At 66.7% G+C, this 18,280-nt stretch carries 14 protein-coding genes; 8 read left to right on the top strand and 6 right to left on the bottom strand.

From position 1 onward, the window contains the following. Positions 1-13 precede the first annotated feature (13 nt). On the top strand, positions 14-1,093 hold the full coding sequence (locus IAE56_RS10280) for an acyltransferase (RefSeq protein WP_200752475.1): 1,080 nt from the start codon (positions 14-16) through the stop codon (positions 1,091-1,093). Positions 1,094-1,432: 339 nt separating this feature from the next. Further along, positions 1,433-3,160 (top strand): type IV-A pilus assembly ATPase PilB, encoded by a 1,728-nt coding sequence (gene pilB, locus IAE56_RS10285; RefSeq protein WP_200752476.1) that lies wholly within the window; start codon positions 1,433-1,435, stop codon positions 3,158-3,160. 171 nt (positions 3,161-3,331) lie between these two features. Here the strand turns inward: pilB and IAE56_RS10290 are convergent, their stop codons facing one another. Both IAE56_RS10290 and IAE56_RS10295 read right to left on the bottom strand, forming a co-directional pair. Beyond that, positions 3,332-4,705, bottom strand: a complete 1,374-nt coding sequence (locus IAE56_RS10290; RefSeq protein WP_200752477.1) for a sigma-54 dependent transcriptional regulator — start codon at positions 4,703-4,705, stop codon at positions 3,332-3,334. Positions 4,706-4,760: 55 nt separating this feature from the next. Continuing rightward, positions 4,761-6,374 (bottom strand): ATP-binding protein, encoded by a 1,614-nt coding sequence (locus IAE56_RS10295; protein WP_200752478.1) that lies wholly within the window; start codon positions 6,372-6,374, stop codon positions 4,761-4,763. A 411-nt stretch (positions 6,375-6,785) separates the two neighbouring features. Between IAE56_RS10295 and sucC the strand changes: the two genes are divergently transcribed. The 3 genes from sucC to IAE56_RS10310 all read left to right on the top strand — a co-directional run bounded on the left by sucC (position 6,786) and on the right by IAE56_RS10310 (position 10,711). Then, positions 6,786-7,955, top strand: coding sequence for an ADP-forming succinate--CoA ligase subunit beta (gene sucC, locus IAE56_RS10300; RefSeq protein ID WP_079222939.1), 1,170 nt, complete (start codon positions 6,786-6,788; stop codon positions 7,953-7,955). A gap of 21 nt (positions 7,956-7,976) precedes the next feature. After that, positions 7,977-8,852 carry a succinate--CoA ligase subunit alpha gene (gene sucD, locus IAE56_RS10305; RefSeq protein ID WP_017356169.1) on the top strand — a complete coding sequence of 292 codons (876 nt, stop codon included), beginning with the start codon at positions 7,977-7,979 and terminating at the stop codon, positions 8,850-8,852. Between the two features lie 224 nt (positions 8,853-9,076). Beyond that, positions 9,077-10,711 (top strand): NAD+ synthase, encoded by a 1,635-nt coding sequence (locus IAE56_RS10310; protein WP_200752479.1) that lies wholly within the window; start codon positions 9,077-9,079, stop codon positions 10,709-10,711. A gap of 114 nt (positions 10,712-10,825) precedes the next feature. Here the strand turns inward: IAE56_RS10310 and IAE56_RS10315 are convergent, their stop codons facing one another. Next, positions 10,826-11,710, bottom strand: coding sequence for an outer membrane protein assembly factor BamD (locus IAE56_RS10315; RefSeq protein ID WP_200752480.1), 885 nt, complete (start codon positions 11,708-11,710; stop codon positions 10,826-10,828). Positions 11,711-11,823: 113 nt separating this feature from the next. Here IAE56_RS10315 and rluD point away from each other — a divergent pair, with 113 nt between their 5' ends. The 3 genes from rluD to IAE56_RS10330 all read left to right on the top strand — a co-directional run bounded on the left by rluD (position 11,824) and on the right by IAE56_RS10330 (position 14,089). Further along, positions 11,824-12,813 carry a 23S rRNA pseudouridine(1911/1915/1917) synthase RluD gene (gene rluD, locus IAE56_RS10320; RefSeq protein ID WP_108769766.1) on the top strand — a complete coding sequence of 330 codons (990 nt, stop codon included), beginning with the start codon at positions 11,824-11,826 and terminating at the stop codon, positions 12,811-12,813. After that, the gene (gene pgeF / locus IAE56_RS10325) at positions 12,813-13,580 is read left to right on the top strand and encodes a peptidoglycan editing factor PgeF (RefSeq protein ID WP_200752481.1); all 768 of its coding nucleotides are present in this window, start codon (positions 12,813-12,815) and stop codon (positions 13,578-13,580) included. Before rluD ends, pgeF begins: the two co-directional genes overlap by 1 nt. Positions 13,581-13,648: 68 nt before the next feature. Further along, positions 13,649-14,089, top strand: coding sequence for a thiol-disulfide oxidoreductase DCC family protein (locus IAE56_RS10330; protein ID WP_234456005.1), 441 nt, complete (start codon positions 13,649-13,651; stop codon positions 14,087-14,089). A 91-nt stretch (positions 14,090-14,180) separates the two neighbouring features. Here the strand turns inward: IAE56_RS10330 and otsA are convergent, their stop codons facing one another. Genes otsA through otsB form a run of 3 tightly spaced genes read right to left on the bottom strand, consistent with a single transcriptional unit; the run spans position 14,181 to position 18,121 of the window. Further along, a complete protein-coding gene (gene otsA / locus IAE56_RS10335) occupies positions 14,181-15,545 on the bottom strand; it encodes an alpha,alpha-trehalose-phosphate synthase (UDP-forming) (protein ID WP_108769763.1) in 1,365 nt (454 codons plus the stop codon). After that, positions 15,542-17,323, bottom strand: a complete 1,782-nt coding sequence (locus IAE56_RS10340; RefSeq protein ID WP_200752483.1) for a glycoside hydrolase family 15 protein — start codon at positions 17,321-17,323, stop codon at positions 15,542-15,544. Before IAE56_RS10340 ends, otsA begins: the two co-directional genes overlap by 4 nt. A gap of 39 nt (positions 17,324-17,362) precedes the next feature. Next, on the bottom strand, positions 17,363-18,121 hold the full coding sequence (gene otsB / locus IAE56_RS10345; protein ID WP_108769762.1) for a trehalose-phosphatase: 759 nt from the start codon (positions 18,119-18,121) through the stop codon (positions 17,363-17,365). Positions 18,122-18,280 lie beyond the last annotated feature (159 nt).

Below are 18,280 nucleotides of genomic sequence, written 5' to 3' on the forward strand. Positions count from 1 at the left end.
GGGGGGGGCAGGGATGTCTGGTGTTCTTGGAAAGCTAGTTGCGATCCAGTGGCTGAGGGCGACTGCTGCCATCGCTGTTGTCTGGTTCCACGCACTGCTTCTTCTGCAGGATCATGGAATTCCCTCATCGCAAGGTTCGCTGGGCGGCGTTGGGAGCATCGGTGCAATCGGTGTAGATATTTTTTTTGTCGTGAGCGGCTTCATCATTTCCATAACGGCAGAGCGGGCGCGGAGTGTTCAGGATTTCGCGCTTCGACGATTTGTCAGGGTGTGGCCTCTCTATGCGCTTGCGACATTTTTCTACGTAATACTTGTTCCGTCTGCCCGGGGCGACCTGCTGGACATCGCGTTTTCCATGGCGATGTTTCAGCCGCTCGCTTCGCTCTCTGTCTCTCCTGTGCTGCCTACTGGATGGACACTGCTGTTTGAAGCATTTTTCTACGCATTGGTGGCGTGTGCCATCGCTTGGAAGTCCGCGCGCCCGCTGTCGGAGCGGGTTCTTATGCTGCTGGTTGGTTGTGTGCTTTTTGCTTCCACCTACGGGTGGTTCCGGCCAATGAACATCTGGGGGAATCCAATCTGCCTGGAGTTCGGGTTGGGCGTCTTGATTGGTTGTGCCTGGCGCAAGGGCGTCGTTCTGCCGCATTGGGCGGCTGTGCTGATCTTCTCCTTGAGTGCAGTACTGATCATAAAGTCCGCCGTTGATGGCCACGGTTACATCTGGGCGTCCGACCACATATTGAATGGCTCGCTAAGCTGGGAAAGGTTCAGGGTGTGGGGGATCCCCGCCGCCTTGCTCGTAGTATCAGCGGCACTTCGCCAGCCACTTCCCCATGGTGACGGTCGTTTGATGCAGATTTTCGGTGATGCTTCCTATTCGATCTATCTGTTCCACCTCCACTTTCTCCGGTGGCTGGGTCAGCACATCGATGATTTCTCAGTTCTGGATCCGGATGCGCTGGTCTTCGTTGCGACTGCGGGAGGGGTTGCCGTGGGCGTCGTCGCGCATTACGTGCTTGAGCGCCCTCTGCTGAAGGCTTTCGGTGCTTTCCTCACGCTCCGTCGAAATCGGACAGTCGCTGCCAGCGAATGAACTGCCTTGCGTAACGGGTATCGTCGTTGGAATTCATCGAGGGAAGCTCCGATTCGGGTAGTTCCGTTCCAGGTGAGGACGTGCCTCGCGCTCGTGGGGGCAGCTTCTTTGGCCTGGCCGGTGCTGCTCCAAGGTGTCGGCGGGCTTGCAGCCAATGGCGGGGCTGCCGCAGCGGGGCTGGCAACCGGGGGGATGGGGGTGCATTCCAGCAGGTCCACACAGGCGCGTGGGAACGGTGAACACTGGCTGCCTTCACGGTGGCATGGCGGTTACTATGTGCTTGATATGTGATCGTTCCCCAGGCCCCGGTGGCAGGGGGGGGCCAACCAGAGGAATTGCATGAACGCCGTAACCTCCGCCAACCTCGTCGGCATCACCGGCCTGGCCCGCCGCCTGGTCCAGGACGGCGCCCTGGACGAAGTTGCGGCTCGAGACGCGATGGCCAAGGCCGCAGCCGCCAAGCAGCCGCTGCCGACCTGGTTCGCCCAGAACAAGCTGGTCAGTGCCTCGCAGCTGGCCGCAGCCAATTCGGTCGAGTTCGGCATGCCGCTGTTCGACGTGTCCACGTTCGACAGCAACCAGAACGCCATGACCCTGGTCAGCGAGGAGCTGCTGCGCAAGCACAACGTGCTGCCGCTGTTCAAGCGCGGCGGCCGGTTGTTCGTGGGGACCAGCAATCCGACCCACTCGCTGGATGAGATCAAGTTCCACACCAATCTGGTGGTGGAGCCGATCCTGGTCGATGAGGACCAGATCCGGCGCACGCTGGAACAGTGGCACGCCAGCCACGACACCATGGGCGACGCGCTCGGCGGCGACGACGAGGGGATGGCCAACCTCGACATCTCCGGCGGTGAAGAGGACATGGCCTCGACCGACAGCGGTGTCGACGCCAAGGGCGACGACACCCCGGTGGTCAAGTTCGTCAACAAGGTGCTGGTCGACGCGATCCGCAAGGGCGCATCGGACATCCACTTCGAGCCCTACGAAGATGATTACCGCGTGCGCCTGCGCATCGACGGCCTGCTGAAGATGGTCGCGCGCGCGCCGGTCAAGTTGAACCAGCGCATCGCCGCGCGCCTGAAGGTGATGGCGCAGCTGGATATCGCTGAAAAGCGCGTGCCGCAGGACGGACGCATCAAGCTGAACCTGTCCAAGACCAAGCAGATCGACTTCCGCGTCAGCACCTTGCCGACGCTGTTTGGCGAGAAGGTGGTGCTGCGTATCCTGGACGGCAGCGCGGCCAAGCTGGGTATCGACAAGCTGGGTTACGAGCCGGACCAGCAGAAGCTGTTCCTCGATGCGATCCACAAGCCCTACGGCATGGTGCTGGTGACCGGTCCGACCGGTTCGGGCAAGACCGTGTCGCTGTATACGGCGCTGGGCATCCTCAACGACGAGACCCGCAACATCTCCACCGCGGAAGACCCGGTGGAAATCCGTCTGCCCGGCGTCAACCAGGTGCAGCAGAACAACAAGCGCGGCATGACCTTCGCGGCCGCGCTGCGCTCGTTCCTGCGACAGGATCCGGACATCATCATGGTCGGCGAAATCCGCGACCTGGAAACGGCCGAGATCGCGATCAAGGCGGCACAGACCGGTCACATGGTGCTGTCAACGCTGCATACCAACGACGCGCCGCAGACCATCGCGCGCCTGATGAACATGGGTATCGCGCCGTACAACATCACCAGCTCGGTGACCCTGGTGATCGCCCAGCGACTGGCCCGCCGCCTGTGCAGCAACTGCAAGCGGCTGACCAATCTGCCGGCCCATGCGCTGCTGGCCGAGGGCTTTACCCAGGAGCAGCTGGATGCGGGCATCCAGCTGTACGAGGCCGTGGGCTGCGACGAGTGCACCGAGGGCTACAAGGGCCGTACGGGTATCTACCAGGTGATGCCGATGACCGACGAGATCTCGACGATCATCCTGGCCGGTGGCAATGCGCTGCAGATTGCCGAGGCGGCACAGGCGATCAAGGTGAATGACCTGCGCCAGTCCGCGCTGAAGAAGGCCGCGGCGGGCGTGACCAGCCTGGCCGAGATCAATCGCGTTACCAAGGATTGATGCGGTTGTAGCGCCCGAGCCGATGCTCGGGCGGCGGCGCAGCCGCCAAGGCAGCCGAGCGTGGGCTCGGCTCTACAACTGAATGGCCGGGTTCCGTAGATCCACGCCATGCGTGGATGGCGCGACCCGGATGGGGTCAGAGCCCCTTCCTTTGGAAAGGGATCCGACCCCTTACTCCATCCCCAGCTTCTTCAGCTTGTAGCGCAGCGCCCGGAAGGTGATGCCCAGCTGTGCGGCCGTGCGGGTCTTGTTCCAGCGGTTCTCTTCCAGCGCACGCTGGATCGCGCTGCGCTCGAGCTGCTCGATGTAGGAGGGCAGGGCGGCGCTGCCGGGGTGCAGGTCGACCACGGCTTCGGGCGCGGCAGGGCCGCCGGCGGTGCGCGGGGCGTGCTGCGGCAGGCGCAGGTCGTCGGCGCCGATGCGGTCTTCCTCGGCCAGGGCCAGGGCGCGTTCAAGGATGTTCTCCAGCTCGCGCACATTGCCCGGGAAGCCGTAATGAGCCAGCGCGTCCAGCGCCGAGGGCGCCAGCAGCGGGGTGGCGCGGCCGTGGCTGCGCGCCAGCCGGGCGAGGATTGAACCGGCGAGATCCGGCAGGTCCTGGCGGCGCTCGCGCAGCGGCGGGACTCGCAGCTCGATGACGTTGATGCGGTAGTACAGGTCGTGGCGGAAGCGGCCGTCCTCGACCAGCTCGGCGAGATCCTTGTGGGTGGCCGAGAGGATGCGCACATCCACCGGTTCCTCGTTGGCCGCGCCCAGTGCGCGCACCGACTTTTCCTGGATGGCGCGCAGCAGCTTGACCTGCATCTGCAGGGGCAGCTCGGCCACTTCATCCAGGAACAGGGTGCCGCCGTGCGCGGCCTGGAACAGGCCGGGCTTGTCGGCGTGGGCGCCAGTGAAGCTGCCCTTGCGATGGCCGAAGAACTCGCTCTCCATCAGCTCGGTGGGGATGGCGCCGCAGTTGACCGGAATGAAGGGGCCCGAGGCGCGTGCGCCCTGGGCATGGATGGTGCGCGCGACCAGCTCCTTGCCCACCCCGGATTCGCCGAGGATGTAGACCGGCGCTTGGCTGCGGGCGACCTTGCCGATGGTGGTGCGCAGCACATCCATGGCGGGCGAATCCCCGAGCAGGCGGCCGGCCTGTTCGCTGGCGGCCGCCGCGACCGGGCGCTCGCTGTTGTTGAGTTCCAGGGCGTGCTTGACCAGGCCACGCAGCACGCTGATGTCCACCGGCTTGCTGACGAAGTCGAAGGCGCCGGCCTTCAGCGCCTCCACGGCCAGGTCCATGCTGCCGAAGGCGGTGATCATCGCCACCGGCGTACGCGGGTAGTTGTGGGCGATCTCGCTGACCAGTTCGATGCCGTTGCCGTCCGGCAGCCGCATGTCGGTGATGCACAGGTCATACGGGTTGCTGGCCAGCAGTTCGCGGGCTTCGGCGAGGTTGGCGGCGGTGCTGATGCGAAGGCCCATGCGGCCAAGGGTCAACACCAGCAGTTCGCGGATGTCGCGTTCATCGTCGACGACGAGGGCGCTGCGGGTTTCGTTCATGGGCAGGGAAGATAAACGAGGGGGACTGGAAGCGACAAATGTTTGACGCGGCGGGTCAATGCGGGAGCAGGGTGTGCGGGCCGGGCAGGACCAGGCGGAAACAGGAACCGCCGGCCGGCACGGGGATGTAATCCAGCCGTGCCTGGTTGGCCCGGCACAGCTCGCGGGCGATGTACAGCCCCAGGCCGGTGCCGTGCTCGGAGGTGGTGAAGAAGGGGCGGAACAGCTGCGCAGCCACGGCCTCGGGGATGCCCGGGCCGCGGTCCATCACATCGATCACCGCGCTGCGCTCGTGCTGGGCCACGCGCAGGCGCACGCGCGCCGGCTGCTCGCCGATGCGGCCGTACTTCAGCGCGTTGTGGACCAGCACGGTGAGCACCTGGTAGAGGTGGCGGGTGTCGACCAGGGCGGGCACCGAGGTGTCGTTGATGATCGGCTCGATGCTGTCCGTTTCCAGGGTCTGGCCCTGCTTGTACTCCAGCACGAAGCGGCGCACGAAGGCGGCAAGGTCGACGTTCTCGGGGTTGGCGCGCTCGCGCCGGGCCAGGCCCAGCACGCTCTCGACGATGCCGTTGGTGCGCTGGCACTGCTGGTGGATGATCTGCAGCAGGCGGCGGTCGCTCTCGTTGAAGCCGGTGCCTTCTTCCAGCAGCTGCACGGCGTAGTTGATGGCCGCCAGCGGGTTGCGGATCTCGTGTGCCAGGCTGGCCGAGAAGCGGCCCATGGCCGAGAGGGTGAGCGACTCGGCGCGGCGCGAGACCACGCTGGAGTCGTCCAGGAAGACCAGGGCCAGCTCGCTGCCGGCCAGCAGGCGGGCAAACCGCGGCTGCACCTCGGGCTGGTCGGGGTTGAGCTGCAGCGGCAGTTCGTCCTGGGTCCAGCCGTTGCGCCAGCGGGTCAGGCGCCGGGCCAGTTCGGGGGCGATGCTGGCCAGGTCCAGCTGGCCGGTCTCGCCGACCCCGTCGCTGTCGCCCAGCAGCAGGGAGGCGGCTTCGTTGGCCAGGGTGATGCGGTTGTCGCCATCGACGACGATCACCCCGGTGCGCATGCGACGGATGATCAGCTCGTTGATCTGGAACAGGTTGGCCACTTCATCGCCGCGCTGGTTGGCCAGCTGCTGGTTGCGGCGTGCGCGGTTGCCGACCTGGTAGCTGATGAAGGCCAGGGCCAGGTAGCTGGTGGCGAACATCGCCAGTTCGGCCAGGGTGCGGGTGGGGTCGCCGCCCTCGAGTACCTTCCACAGGTACTCGGCGGCGGTGGCGACGCTGGCGGCCAGGGCCAGCACCAGCCCCCAGCTGAGGGGCAGCAGGGTGGCCGCGGCGGCGATGTTGAACAGCAGCGACATCGAGATGCCGGCGCTGGCGCCGGGCAGGGCGTGGGCCAGCAGGCTGGCGGCGATGATGTCCAGCAGCACGCCGGTGACCACGATCGGCAGCAGCCAGCGCTCGCTGCGGCCCACCACCAGCAGCAGCAGGGACAACACCAGGTAGGCGGCCCCGACCAGGTAGGCCAGGCGCGGGTGGTGCGCTTCGCCGACCATCACCGACAGCGGGCTGTACAGCAGCGCGGCGATGACCGAAGCGATCAGCACGCGGTACAGCGCGAAGAAATACAGCTCGCGCCGGGGAATCGATTCGATGCGGTCGATCAATGAAGCACTGGGTGACACGCCGGAACTCCCCTTCTGGCTGCCTGGAACTGGATCTGACGGCGTTGGCACTGCAGCGTACCCGATGTTCCCCCGACCACCGGACCCGCGTTCTCTCGCTTCGTAGAGTCGAGCTTGCTCGACTGCTCCAAGCCTCAGTCGAGCAAGCTCGACTCTACGCCTCCCAGTATAGGCCTGTGGAAGCGGTTTCCTGCGCAATCGGACCTCGCCGGGCCCGCGGGGCCACCCCGCCGGGGCGGCGCAACTGCCTGAATGACGGTGGAAATCTGGCCGGGCCTGGCCTTTTGTCCATACTTCTTTGCGCCCCGGCGCTGGCTCGGCCACAATAGTGGGCCCGCCGCGGTCCATGCCGGCGCCCCGCCGGGGCCCCTGAGGAATTGCGTGCGGTCGTTCCTATTCCCACGGTGACGCATGAATTTCCACGAATACCAGTCAAAACAGCTGCTTGCCGAGTACGGCATCCCGGTCCCGGCCGGCAAGGTCGCGGCGACCCCGGACGAAGCAGTCGAAGCTGCCAACTCCCTGGGCCAGGGCCCCTGGATGGTCAAGGCGCAGATCCACGCTGGCGGCCGCGGCAAGGCTGGCGGCGTCAAGTTCTGCAAGACCACTGACGACGTGAAGGCCGCTGCGGCCAAGATGCTCGGCACCAAGATGGCCACCTACCAGACCGCAGGCGTTGAACTGCCGGTCAACCTGGTGCTGGTGACCACCGCCGGCGAGATCGTCAAGGAACTGTACCTGTCGGTGCTGGTTGACCGTGGCACCAAGACCATCACCTACATCGCTTCTTCGGAAGGCGGCGTGGAGATCGAGCAGGTCGCTGCTGAAACCCCGGAGCTGATCCACTCGCTGAACGTCGACTTCGTCGAAGGCGTGCAGGGTTACCACGGCCGTGATTTCGGCTTCAAGCTGGGCCTGACCGCCAAGCAGGCCGGCCAGTTCGCCAGCATCATGGTGAACCTGTACCGCCTGTTCAACGAAAAGGACCTGGCCCTGGTTGAAATCAACCCGCTGGCCATCCTGGACGACGGCAACCTGTACGCGCTGGACGGCAAGTTCGACAGCGACGACAACGCCGCGTTCCGCCAGAAGGCCCTGGTCGCCATGCGCGACAAGACCCAGGAAGATCCGACCGAAGTGATCGCTTCGGAGCTGGACATCAACTACGTCACCATGGACGGCAACATCGGCTGCATGGTGAACGGCGCCGGCCTGGCCATGGCCACCATGGACGTCATCAAGCTCAACGGCGGCGAGCCGGCGAACTTCCTGGACGTGGGCGGCGGTGCCAACAAGCAGCGCGTCATCGAAGCCTTCAAGCTGATCCTGTCCTCGGACAAGGTCGAAGGCATCTTCGTCAACATCTTCGGCGGCATCGTCCGCTGCGACATGATTGCCGAAGGCATCATTGCCGCCGTGAAGGAAGTGGGCGTCAAGGTTCCGGTCGTGGTGCGCCTGGAAGGCACCAACGTGGAAGAAGGCAAGCAGCTGCTGCGTGACAGCGGCATGGCCATCATCCCGGCTGACAACATCAACGATGGCGCCAAGAAGATCGTTGAAGCTGTCAAGAACGCCGCCTGATACCGACACCAAGGAATTCCAATGTCTGTTTTGATCAACAAGAACACCAAGGTGATCGTGCAGGGCTTTACCGGCCAGCAGGGCACCTTCCACGCCACTCAGATGATCGAGTACGGCACCCAGGTCGTCGGCGGCGTGACCCCGGGCAAGGGTGGCACCACCCATATCGACCTGCCGGTCTTCAACACCGTGGCCGATGCCGTGCAGAGCACCGGCGCCAACGCGTCGGTCATCTACGTGCCGCCGCCGTACGCGGCTGACGCGATCCTGGAAGCCGCTGCTGCCGGCATCAAGGTCATCGTCTGCATCACCGAAGGCATCCCGGTGCTGGACATGCTGCGCGTCAAGAACGTGCTGACCCGTTCGCATCCGGACACCGTGCTGATCGGGCCGAACTGCCCGGGCGTCATCACCCCGGGTGAGTGCAAGATCGGCATCATGCCGGGCCACATCCACAAGCCGGGCAAGATCGGCATCGTGTCGCGTTCGGGCACCCTGACCTATGAAGCGGTCAAGCAGACCACTGAAGTCGGCCTGGGTCAGTCCACCTGCATCGGCATCGGTGGTGACCCGATCAACGGCCTGAACTTCGTCGACTGCCTGAAGCTGTTCAACGAAGATCCGCAGACCGAAGGCATCATCATGGTCGGCGAAATCGGCGGTGACGCTGAAGAAGCCGGTGCCGAGTACATCAAGAACCACGTGAAGAAGCCGGTCGTCGGTTTCATCGCCGGTGCGTCGGCTCCGGCCGGCAAGCGCATGGGCCACGCCGGTGCGATCGCCTCGGGCGGCAAGGGCACTGCTGAAGGCAAGTTCGCCGCCATGGAAGCTGCCGGTGTCGTCACCGTCCGCTCGCCGGGCGACCTGGGCGCTGCCATCGCCAAGCTGGTGAAATAAGATCGACTGCCTCCGGCAGACGATTCGGTAGAGTCGACTGTTAGTCGACTGCTCTACCTGCATCAACAGAAAAGCCGCCTCCGGGCGGCTTTTCTGCGTCTGGGCATCCGCCGGGCCCATCCACGCATGGCGTGGATCTACTGGATATGGCCCGCCCGGCCATGCCCGGCGAGCGCGCGGTGCGGCGTTACAATGGCCGCATTGCAACCACAGGCTGGATTCCCATGGCTTCGATCCGCATCGCGATGGCGCAGTTCGACTTTCCCGTCGGCGATGTCGCCGGCAACACCGAGCGCATCATCGAGATGATCGGCCAGGCGCGCGAGGAGTACGGCGCCGAGCTGGTGATGTTCCCCGAGCTGGCAGTGAGCGGCTACCCGCCGGAGGACCTGCTGCTGCGTCCCGGCTTCCTGTACGAATGCGAGCAGGCGCTGGGCCGCATCGCCGCAGCGTGCCGCGGCATCACCGCCGTGGTCGGCTGGCCGCAGGCCGCCGGGGCGGTGGTCTACAACGCCGCCAGCGTGCTGCGCGATGGTCTGGTCGAGCGCACCTACCGCAAGCGCGAACTGCCCAACTACGCCGTGTTCGACGAGCGCCGCTACTTCGACGTGGACCCGGATGGCGGCAGCTGCGTGTTCGACGTCAACGGCGTACCGGTCGGCCTGCTGATCTGCGAAGACCTGTGGTTCGCCGAGCCGCTGGCCGACACCGTGCGCGAGGGTGCGCAGCTGGTGGTGGTGCCCAACGCCTCGCCGTATGAGCGCGGCAAGCATGCCCAGCGCGACGCCGTGCTGGCCGCCCGCACCCGCGAGAGCGGGGCGGCGATTGCCTACCTCAACGTGGTCGGTGGCCAGGATGCGCTGGTGTTCGACGGTGCCTCGGTGGTTGCCGACGGCGACGGCACCGTGCACCCGGCGGCGGCGGCCTTCGTCGACCAGTGGCTGGTGGTGGACTACGACGGCGAAACCCGCCGCTTCCTGCCGCACGTGTGGATGGACGATGGCGACGAGAGCATGGATGCGCTGGCCTGGCGTGCGGTGACCCGCGGCATCCAGGACTACTGCCGCAAGAACGGCTTCAAGAAGGTGTGGCTGGGGCTGTCCGGCGGCATCGATTCGGCGCTGGTGCTGGCCCTGGCCGTCGACGCGCTGGGTGCGGAGAACGTCACCGCCGTGCGCCTGCCGTCGCGCTACACCGCCGGCATGTCCAACGACCTGGCCGTCGAGCAGTGCGAGGCGCTGGGCGTGAAGCTGGAAGCGGTGTCGATCGAGCCGGCCTTCAATGGCCTGATGGAAGCGCTGGCGCCGATGTTCGAAGGCACCACGCCGGACGTGACCGAAGAGAACCTGCAGTCGCGCAGCCGTGGCGTGATCCTGATGGCGCTGGCCAACAAATTCGGCGGCCTGCTGCTGACCACCGGCAACAAGAGCGAGTACGCGGTCGGCTACGCCACCATCTACGGCGACATGTGCGGTGGCTACGCGCCGCTGAAGGACCTGTACAAGACGGAGGTATTCGGCCTGTCCAAGTGGCGCAACACCGTGGGCGGCGCGCCGGTGATCCCGTCGGCGGTGATCAGCCGCCCGCCGTCGGCCGAGCTGCGCGACAACCAGCTGGACCAGGATTCGCTGCCGGCCTACGACGTGCTGGACGGCATCCTGTACCGCTACGTGGACCAGGAGCAGTCGCGCACGGAGATCGTGGCCGCCGGCTACGACGCGGCCGTGGTCGACCGCGTGCTGCGCCTGGTGCGCATCAGCGAGTGGAAGCGGCACCAGGCCGCGCCGGGCCCGAAGGTCTCGCGCCGGGCGTTCGGCCGCGAGCGCCGGTACCCGATCAGCAACGGTTACAAGGGGTGAGGTAACGGGGGCGCCGGGCATGGCCCGGCGCTACGGGGCCATCCACGAAGCCAGAAGCAGTCGAGCATGGCTCGACTCTACAAAAGGAAAGGGCCCCTTGCGGGGCCCTTTTCTTTATTTCTTTTCCAGTCGCGCGTTGCGCTGGCCGGTGCTGGCCGACTTCTCGCCGGCAAACGGGTTCAGCTTGCGGATCATCCACGGGTACTTCGGCCAATTGCCTTCCAGCCACGGGTGCTGCGGCTGGTTCAGCGTCAGCACGCGACGGGCGTCGTCGGCCAGGGTCTTGTTGCCCAGGTGGGTGTAGGACTCGCCCAGCACCGCCACGGCGTCGTACTGGAAGGCGCTCTGCGGGTAGGTTTCCAGCAGGTAGTTGGCACGGCCGGCGGCCGAGACATAGGCGCCGCGACGCAGGTAGTACAGGGCGTTGTCCAGCTCGTGCTGGGCGAACACGTCACGCAGCTCGATCATGCGCTGGCGCGCATCGGCGGCGTAGCGGCTGTTCGGGTAGCGGTCGACCACGATGTTGAAGTCCGAATACGCCTGGTGCGGCGTGGACAGATCGCGGCGGCTCGGGTCCAGGGACCATACGCGACGCAGGAAAACCGTATTGCGGTTGGAGTTGGCCAGGCCGCGCAGGTAGTACAGGTACGCGATGTTGCGATGGGTCGGATAGGTACGGATGAAGCGGTCGATGCTCGACACGGCGTCATCGTGCTTGCCGGCCTTGTACTGGGCGTAGGCGGTTTCGATCATCGCCTGCTCGGTGTACGGGCCGTACGGGTACTGGGCCACCAGGCGGCGGAAGCTGGCTTCGGCGCCACTCCAGTTGCCACCCTGCATCAGCGAGTGGCTCTTGTCGTACAGTTGTTCGACCGGCGTTCCTTCATCGGGGCGATCACCCTTGGCGCCGCGATGGCAACCAGTGGCGGCGATGACCAGCACCAGCAGCAGGGCGGTGAGGCGGACGGGCGCAGAGAGCATGGAGGAGCGTCGGATCATGGGGTCAAGGCGGGACGCGTCTGGAATACGAAGGGTCGATGATAGCCTAGTGTCCTGTCCAGCGACTGAAACCGGTCGACCGGACCCCAAAATTTCGAAGATACCCCCCTGCCATGTCTGAACAATCCTCCGAATCGGCCCGCCAGGCCATCGTCCCCGACACCTCCGCCGGCCGTCGTTTCGACGCGGTCGTGGCCGAGCTGTTCCCCGAATACTCGCGCTCGCGCCTGACTGAATGGATCAAATCCGGCGATGTGCTGCTGGACGGCGCCCAGGCCCGCCCGCGCGATCCGCTGCGCGGTGGTGAAGTCGTCACCCTGACCGTGGTGATGGAAACCCAGACCGACGCCCAGCCGGAGGACATCCCGCTGGACGTGCTGTTCGAGGACGAGCACCTGCTGGTGATCAACAAGCCGGTCGGCCTGGTGGTCCACCCGGGCGCCGGCAACCACAGCGGCACCCTGGTCAACGCGCTGCTGTACCGCGATCCGTCGGTGGCGGTGCTGCCGCGCGCGGGCATCGTGCACCGCCTGGACAAGGACACCAGCGGCGTGATGGTCGTGGCGCGCACCCTGGAAGCGCAGACCGCGCTGGTCGAGCAGCTGGCCGCCCGTGACGTGCACCGCCAGTACCTGGCCATCGTGATGGGTGCCCTGGTGGCCGGCGGTACCGCCGATGCCCCGATCGACCGCCACCCGCGCGACCGCCTGAAGATGGGCGTGCGCGAGGACGGCAAGGAAGCGATCACCCATTACCGCCTGCGCGAGCGCTTCCGTGCGCACACGGCGCTGGAGTGCCGCCTGGAAACCGGCCGCACCCACCAGATCCGCGTGCACATGGCGCACATCCGCCACCCGATCGTGGGTGACCCGCTGTACGGCGGCGCGCTGAAGCTGCCCAAGGGTGCCAGCGAGGAGCTGGTTGCCGCCCTGCGCGGCTTCAAGCGCCAGGCCCTGCACGCCGAGACCCTGGAGTTCGTGCACCCGATCACCGGCGAGCAGGTGCGCAACACCGCACCGGTGCCGGCCGACATGCTGCACCTGATGAAGGTGCTGCGCGAAGACAGCGCGGCCTTCGCCGAGCGCGAGCGGGATCGCTGGTGATGGACGCCGCGCTGCCGCTGCTGCAGGCCGACTGGCCGGCGCCCCCGGGCGTCCGCGCGCTGACCACGCGTCGGCATGGCGCGGGCATCTCGCCGGCGCCGTTCGCGCAGTTCAACCTGGGCAACCGGCACGCGGCCGATGGTGATACCCCGGCCAACGTCGAGCACAACCGGCAGCTGCTGCAGCAGGGCCTGGCCCTGCCGTCGGCACCGCACTGGCTGCGCCAGGTGCATGGCACCACCGTGCTGCGTTTCGACGCAGCCCCGGTCGCCGGCGCCAGCGAGCCGGTGGCCGATGCCGCAGTGACCTCGGTGCCGGGCGTGGTGCTGGCCATCCTCACCGCCGACTGCCTGCCGGTGGTGTTCGCCGCCGCAGACGGCAGCGAGATCGGGGCGGCGCATGCGGGTTGGCGCGGCCTGGCCGACGGCATGCTGGAAGACACCGTGGCGGCCATGAACACGCCGGCGGCGCAGCTGCGGGCGTGGCTGGGTCCGGCGGCCGGCCCGCAGGACTATGAGATCGGCGAAGAGGTCTACCACGCCTTCGTCGGCCACGACCCGGGCGCGGAAGAAGCCTTTGTGGCCACCCGCGAAGGGCACTGGAAAGTGGACCTGTTCGCCCTTGCCCGGCAGCGGCTGCAGGCGGCGGGGCTGGACCCGCTCAACATCCATGGCGGCACGGTTTCTACCATGGCCGACCCGGACCTGTACTCGCATCGTCGTGACCGCCGTACCGGGCGCATGGCGACCCTGGTGTGGATGGAATGAAGCCGGCTGGCGGTCCTGTGGGGTCAGAGCCCTTTTCTGGCGAAAAGGGATCCGACCCCATATCTGCCCTGGGGTCAGATCCCTTTTCCACGGAAAAGGGCTCTGACCCCACCAAAACAGCCGTGATCGTCTTCGACGGCGTCTGTGCGCTGTGCAGCCGCTGGGTGCGCTTCCTGCTGCGGTTCGACCGGCAGGGGCGCTACCGCTTCGCGGCGATGCAGGGCGCGCAGGGCAGTAACCTGCTGCGCGCCCACGGCCTGGACCCCAACGATCCGCTGTCGTTCCTGCTGGTGGACGCGCAGGGCGCGTGGACCGATACCGATGCGATCCTGCGCGTGCTGACGGGGCTGGGTGGCCCGTGGCGCGTGGCAGGCGTGCTGCGCCTGCTGCCGCGCGCCTGGCGCGACGTGGCCTACCGCGCGCTGGCGCGCAACCGCTACCGCTGGTTCGGCCGCCACGACACCTGCTTCCTGCCCAGCCCGGAACAGGCCGCGCGCTTCCTCGATTGACCGCCGCGGTCCGCTCTTTTGTAGAGTCGAGCCATGCTCGACTGCTCCATCATCAGTCGAGCATGGCTCGACTCTACAGAAGCAGGAGCGGTCAGGCTTCCAGGGCTTCGAGGTAGCTGCGGCGCCAGTGGTTGATGTCGTACGTGCGCAGGTGGTCCATCATCGCGTGCCAGCGTTCCTGGCGCCGGCGCAGCGACATCGTGGCCGCGGTGGCGATGGCATCGGCCACGCCGTCCAGGTCGTGCGGGTTCACCAGCAGTGCCTGCTTCAGTTCGTCGGCCGCACCGGCGAGCAGTGACAACACCAGCACGCCGGGATTTTCCGGGTCCTGCGAGGCCACGTACTCCTTTGCCACCAGGTTCATGCCATCACGCAGCGGGGTCACCAGGCCCACGGCCGCAGCGCGGTAGAAGCCGGTCAGCGTGGCGTGGGTGAAGTTCTGGTTGACGTAGCGCAGCGGCGTCCAGTCGGGCTCGGCGTGGCCGCCGTTGATGTGCCCGGCGATCTGTTCCAGCTGGCTGCGCAGCTGCCGGTACTCGGTCACGTCGCCACGCGACACCGGAGCGATCTGCAGGTAGGTCAGCGAGCCGCGCTGGTCGGGGTGCCGCTCCAGGTAGCGCTCGAAGCCCTGGAATCGTTCGGGCAGGCCCTTGGAGTAGTCCAGGCGGTCCACGCCGATGGCCAGCTGGCGGTCGCGCAGGCTGCTGCGCAGGTTCTTCACCGAGGGCTTGGTCGCTGCGGTTGCAGCCTGGCGGGCAATCAGGTCGGTATCGATGCCGATCGGGAAGGCGGCCGCGCGGAAGCGGCGCCCGCCCGGGGCTTCCAGCCGGCCATCCTCCAGCACGCGGCCGCCGCCGAACAGGCGCAGGTAGGTCTGGAAACGGTCGGCATCGCGCTGGGTCTGGAAGCCGACCAGGTCGTAGGCGTACAGCGAGGAGAACAGCCGCAGGTGGTCGGGCATGGCCTGCAGCAGGTCGGCCGACGGCATCGGGATATGCAGGAAGAAGCCGATCCTGCAGCCGATGCCGCGCTCGCGCAACATCGCGCCCAGCGGAATCAGGTGGTAATCGTGGATCCAGACGATGTCATCTTCGCGCAGCAGCGGCGCGAGCTTGTCGGCGAACAGCGCATTGACCTTGTGGTAGGTCTCGCGGGTGCCACGGTCGTAGTCGACCAGGTCCAGCCGGAAGTGCAGCAGCGGCCACAGCGTGCGGTTGGAAAAGCCGTTGTAGTAGCCATCCACATCGCGCTTGGCCAGGTCCATGGTGACGTACTCGATGTCACCGTCTTTCTGCTGGTGCAGCGTGCCGCTGGCATCCTTCGCGTTCTTGCCGCTCCAGCCGAACCACATGCCGCCGCGCTCCTTCAGCGCGGCCAGCAGGCCCACGGCGAGGCCGCCGGCGCGGCTTTCACCGGGCACGGCGACCCGGTTGGAGACCACCACCAGACGGCTCACGAGGCCTCCTGCCAGGAACGCGACAGGCGCATGGCGGCGGTGATCAGGCCGACGTGCGAGTAGGTCTGCGGGAAATTGCCCCAGGCTTCGCCGCCATCGAAGGCCAGATCCTCGGACAGCAGCCCCAGGTGGTTCCGCTGTTTCAGCAGCAGCTCGAACATCTCGCGGGCTTCGTCCATGCGGCCGATCGCTGCCAGTGCGTCGATGTACCAGAAGGTGCAGATGGTGAAGCTGGTTTCCGGTTCGCCGAAATCATCCGGCGCCACGTAGCGGTACAGCGAATTGCCATGCTTGAGATCGCGGCCGATTGCCTCGACGGTCGCGATGAAGCGCGCGTCCAGCGCATCGATGAAGCCGATATCGGCCAACAGCAGCAACGAGGCATCCAGGCGGTGGCCGTCAAACGTATCGGTGAAGTGGCCGAGCTCTTCGCTCCACGCCTTTTCCATGATGCGTGTGTGGATGGTGTCGGCACGCTCGCGCCAGTAGTTCGCGCGGTCATCGAGCTTGAGGCGAACGGCGATCTTGCACAGGCGGTCGCAGGCCGCCCAGCACATCGCGCTGGTGTAGGTATGCACTTCGGTGCGACCGCGGAATTCCCACAGACCGGCATCGGGCACGTCGTGCAGGGCAAACGCCTGCTCACCCAGCGGTTCCAGGCGCGCGAAGGTGTGCGCATCGCCCGGATCCTGCAGGCGGCGGTCGAAGAACAGCTGGGTCGATGCGAGGACCACGCTGCCGTAGACATCGTGCTGGCGCTGTACCCAGGCCAGGTTGCCGCGGCGCACCGGGCCCATGCCGCGGTAGCCGGACAGGCTGGGCACTTCGTCCTCGTCCAGCTTGGCCTCGAAGCCGATGCCGTACAGCGGCTGCAACGTGCCATCGGTGGTGGCGAGGTTGAAGATGTAGCCGAGGAACTGTTCCATCGTGCGGGTGGCGCCGAGGCGGTTCAGCGCACGCACCACGAAGGCCGCATCACGCAGCCAGCAGTAGCGGTAATCCCAGTTGCGCACGCTGCCGGGCGCTTCGGGAATGGAGGTGGTCATCGCGGCGATGATCGCGCCGCTGTCCTCGTACTGGCACAGCTTGAGGGTGATCGCGCTGCGGATGACCGCGTCCTGCCATTCCAGCGGAATGGACAGGTAGCGCACCCATTCGCGCCAGTAATTGGCAGTGCGCTGGAAGGCTTCCTGCACGTAGCCGCTGATGGAGCGGTTGAGCGATTCATCCACGCCCAGGATCAGGTGGACGGGATGGTTGAGCACGAACGGCAGGCCCTCGCGCACCATGCGCACGGGCACGTCGGTGGTCAGCCGCAGCACGTGCTCGGGCAGGATCCAGCGTACGTGGTTGCTGCCCCAGGTCGATTCGGGCACGCGTGCGCCCCAGTCGGCCAAAGGGCGCGCCAGCACGGTGATGCGCGGGCTGCCGGTGAGCGGGCGTACCTGGCGGATCAGGCTGACCGGGCGGTAGAAGCGGTCGTTCTGTCGCCAGCGCGGGGCGAAATCGAGGATTTCCAGCGAGCCGCCGTGGCTGTCATGCAGCACGGTGCGCAGGATCGCGGTGTTGGTCAGGTATTCCTGCTCGCTGCGGGCGAAGTCTTCCAGCTCGATGGCGAAGTCGCCGCCGGTCTGCTGGTTGGGGCCGAGCAGGGCACAGAAGGTGGGGTCGCCGTCGAACGTGGGCAGGCAGCTCCAGACAACGCGGGCATGTTTGTCGACCAGGGCGCCGAAGCTGCCGTTGCCGACCACGCCCAGATCAAGATCGGGTTGGGTCATCACGCGGTACATCTCGGTTGCGGCCGTGGGGTGGCCGGGTCAATACGCATTCTCACGCAGCCAGGCGTGCACGCTGCGTATGTCGGGCAGCGCGAACACGGCCGCGCTGGGTTCACGTTCGCCGATCAGCACGCTCCAGCCGTGCTGTCCGTTGGCGGCCTCGAAGCCGAACTCATCGGTGAGGTCATCACCGAGGAACACGGGCAGGCGGCCACGGAAGGGCAGGTACTGCATCAGCCGACGCACGGCACGGCCCTTGTCGGTGCCGACGGGCACGAATTCAATCACGTGGTCACCGGGCTGCAGCCGATAGCTCGGTCGGCCGCGGGCATGGCGCTCGGCGAACGTGCGTACCTCGTTGGCCGCATGCGGTGCGCCGCGCCAGTGCAGGGCCAGGCCCGCGCCTTTTTCCTCCACCAGCACGCCGGGGTAGCCATGGGCGAAGCGCATGGCCTGCTGGTGCAGGGCATGCAGCCATTCGGCGGTGTCATCGTCCTGTTCTTCACGCAGCACGCGCCCGTCCTCGCCACGTAGTTCGTGGCCGTGCAGGCCGGCGGCCGGCAGCTGCAGGGGGGCGAACAGCTGGTCCAGCTGTTCCAGTGGGCGGCCACTGACAAGGGCGACCGCGCCTTCGAGCCGGTCACTGATACGGCCGATGGCTTCACGCACATCCGGCAGGAGCTGCACGGCGTCAGGGCGCGCAGCGAATTCTATGAGGGTGCCGTCGACATCGAGGAACAACGCACAGGCGTCGTCCAGCAATGGCGGTGGCGGACGCAGGGGGAGCGGTTCAGCCATACCGACCAGCTTGCCAGCAGCGGCGTGTAGGGCGGGTCGAGGCGGGGCGACAGCTGCCTGACCGGTGGGGGGGGCCCCCGGGGGGGGGGCGGCGGGGGGCCGCCCCCCCCCCCCCCCCGGGGCCGGGGGGGGGGGGGGGGGGGGGGGGGGGGGGGGGGG

The organism is Stenotrophomonas sp. S41 (assembly GCF_016624625.1).
GTDB lineage: Bacteria > Pseudomonadota > Gammaproteobacteria > Xanthomonadales > Xanthomonadaceae > Stenotrophomonas.

What these genes read in the sequence shown, in the direction of transcription:
- IAE56_RS10280 (WP_200752475.1), top strand. Translation starts at nt 14, where the DNA reads ATGTCTGGTGTTCTTGGAAAGCTAGTTGCGATCCAGTGGCTGAGGGCG.
- pilB (WP_200752476.1), top strand. Translation starts at nt 1,433, where the DNA reads ATGAACGCCGTAACCTCCGCCAACCTCGTCGGCATCACCGGCCTGGCC.
- IAE56_RS10290 (WP_200752477.1), bottom strand. Translation starts at nt 4,705, where the DNA reads ATGAACGAAACCCGCAGCGCCCTCGTCGTCGACGATGAACGCGACATC.
- sucC (WP_079222939.1), top strand. Translation starts at nt 6,786, where the DNA reads ATGAATTTCCACGAATACCAGTCAAAACAGCTGCTTGCCGAGTACGGC.
- sucD (WP_017356169.1), top strand. Translation starts at nt 7,977, where the DNA reads ATGTCTGTTTTGATCAACAAGAACACCAAGGTGATCGTGCAGGGCTTT.
- IAE56_RS10310 (WP_200752479.1), top strand. Translation starts at nt 9,077, where the DNA reads ATGGCTTCGATCCGCATCGCGATGGCGCAGTTCGACTTTCCCGTCGGC.
- IAE56_RS10315 (WP_200752480.1), bottom strand. Translation starts at nt 11,710, where the DNA reads ATGATCCGACGCTCCTCCATGCTCTCTGCGCCCGTCCGCCTCACCGCC.
- rluD (WP_108769766.1), top strand. Translation starts at nt 11,824, where the DNA reads ATGTCTGAACAATCCTCCGAATCGGCCCGCCAGGCCATCGTCCCCGAC.
- pgeF (WP_200752481.1), top strand. Translation starts at nt 12,813, where the DNA reads ATGGACGCCGCGCTGCCGCTGCTGCAGGCCGACTGGCCGGCGCCCCCG.
- IAE56_RS10340 (WP_200752483.1), bottom strand. Translation starts at nt 17,323, where the DNA reads ATGACCCAACCCGATCTTGATCTGGGCGTGGTCGGCAACGGCAGCTTC.
- otsB (WP_108769762.1), bottom strand. Translation starts at nt 18,121, where the DNA reads ATGGCTGAACCGCTCCCCCTGCGTCCGCCACCGCCATTGCTGGACGAC.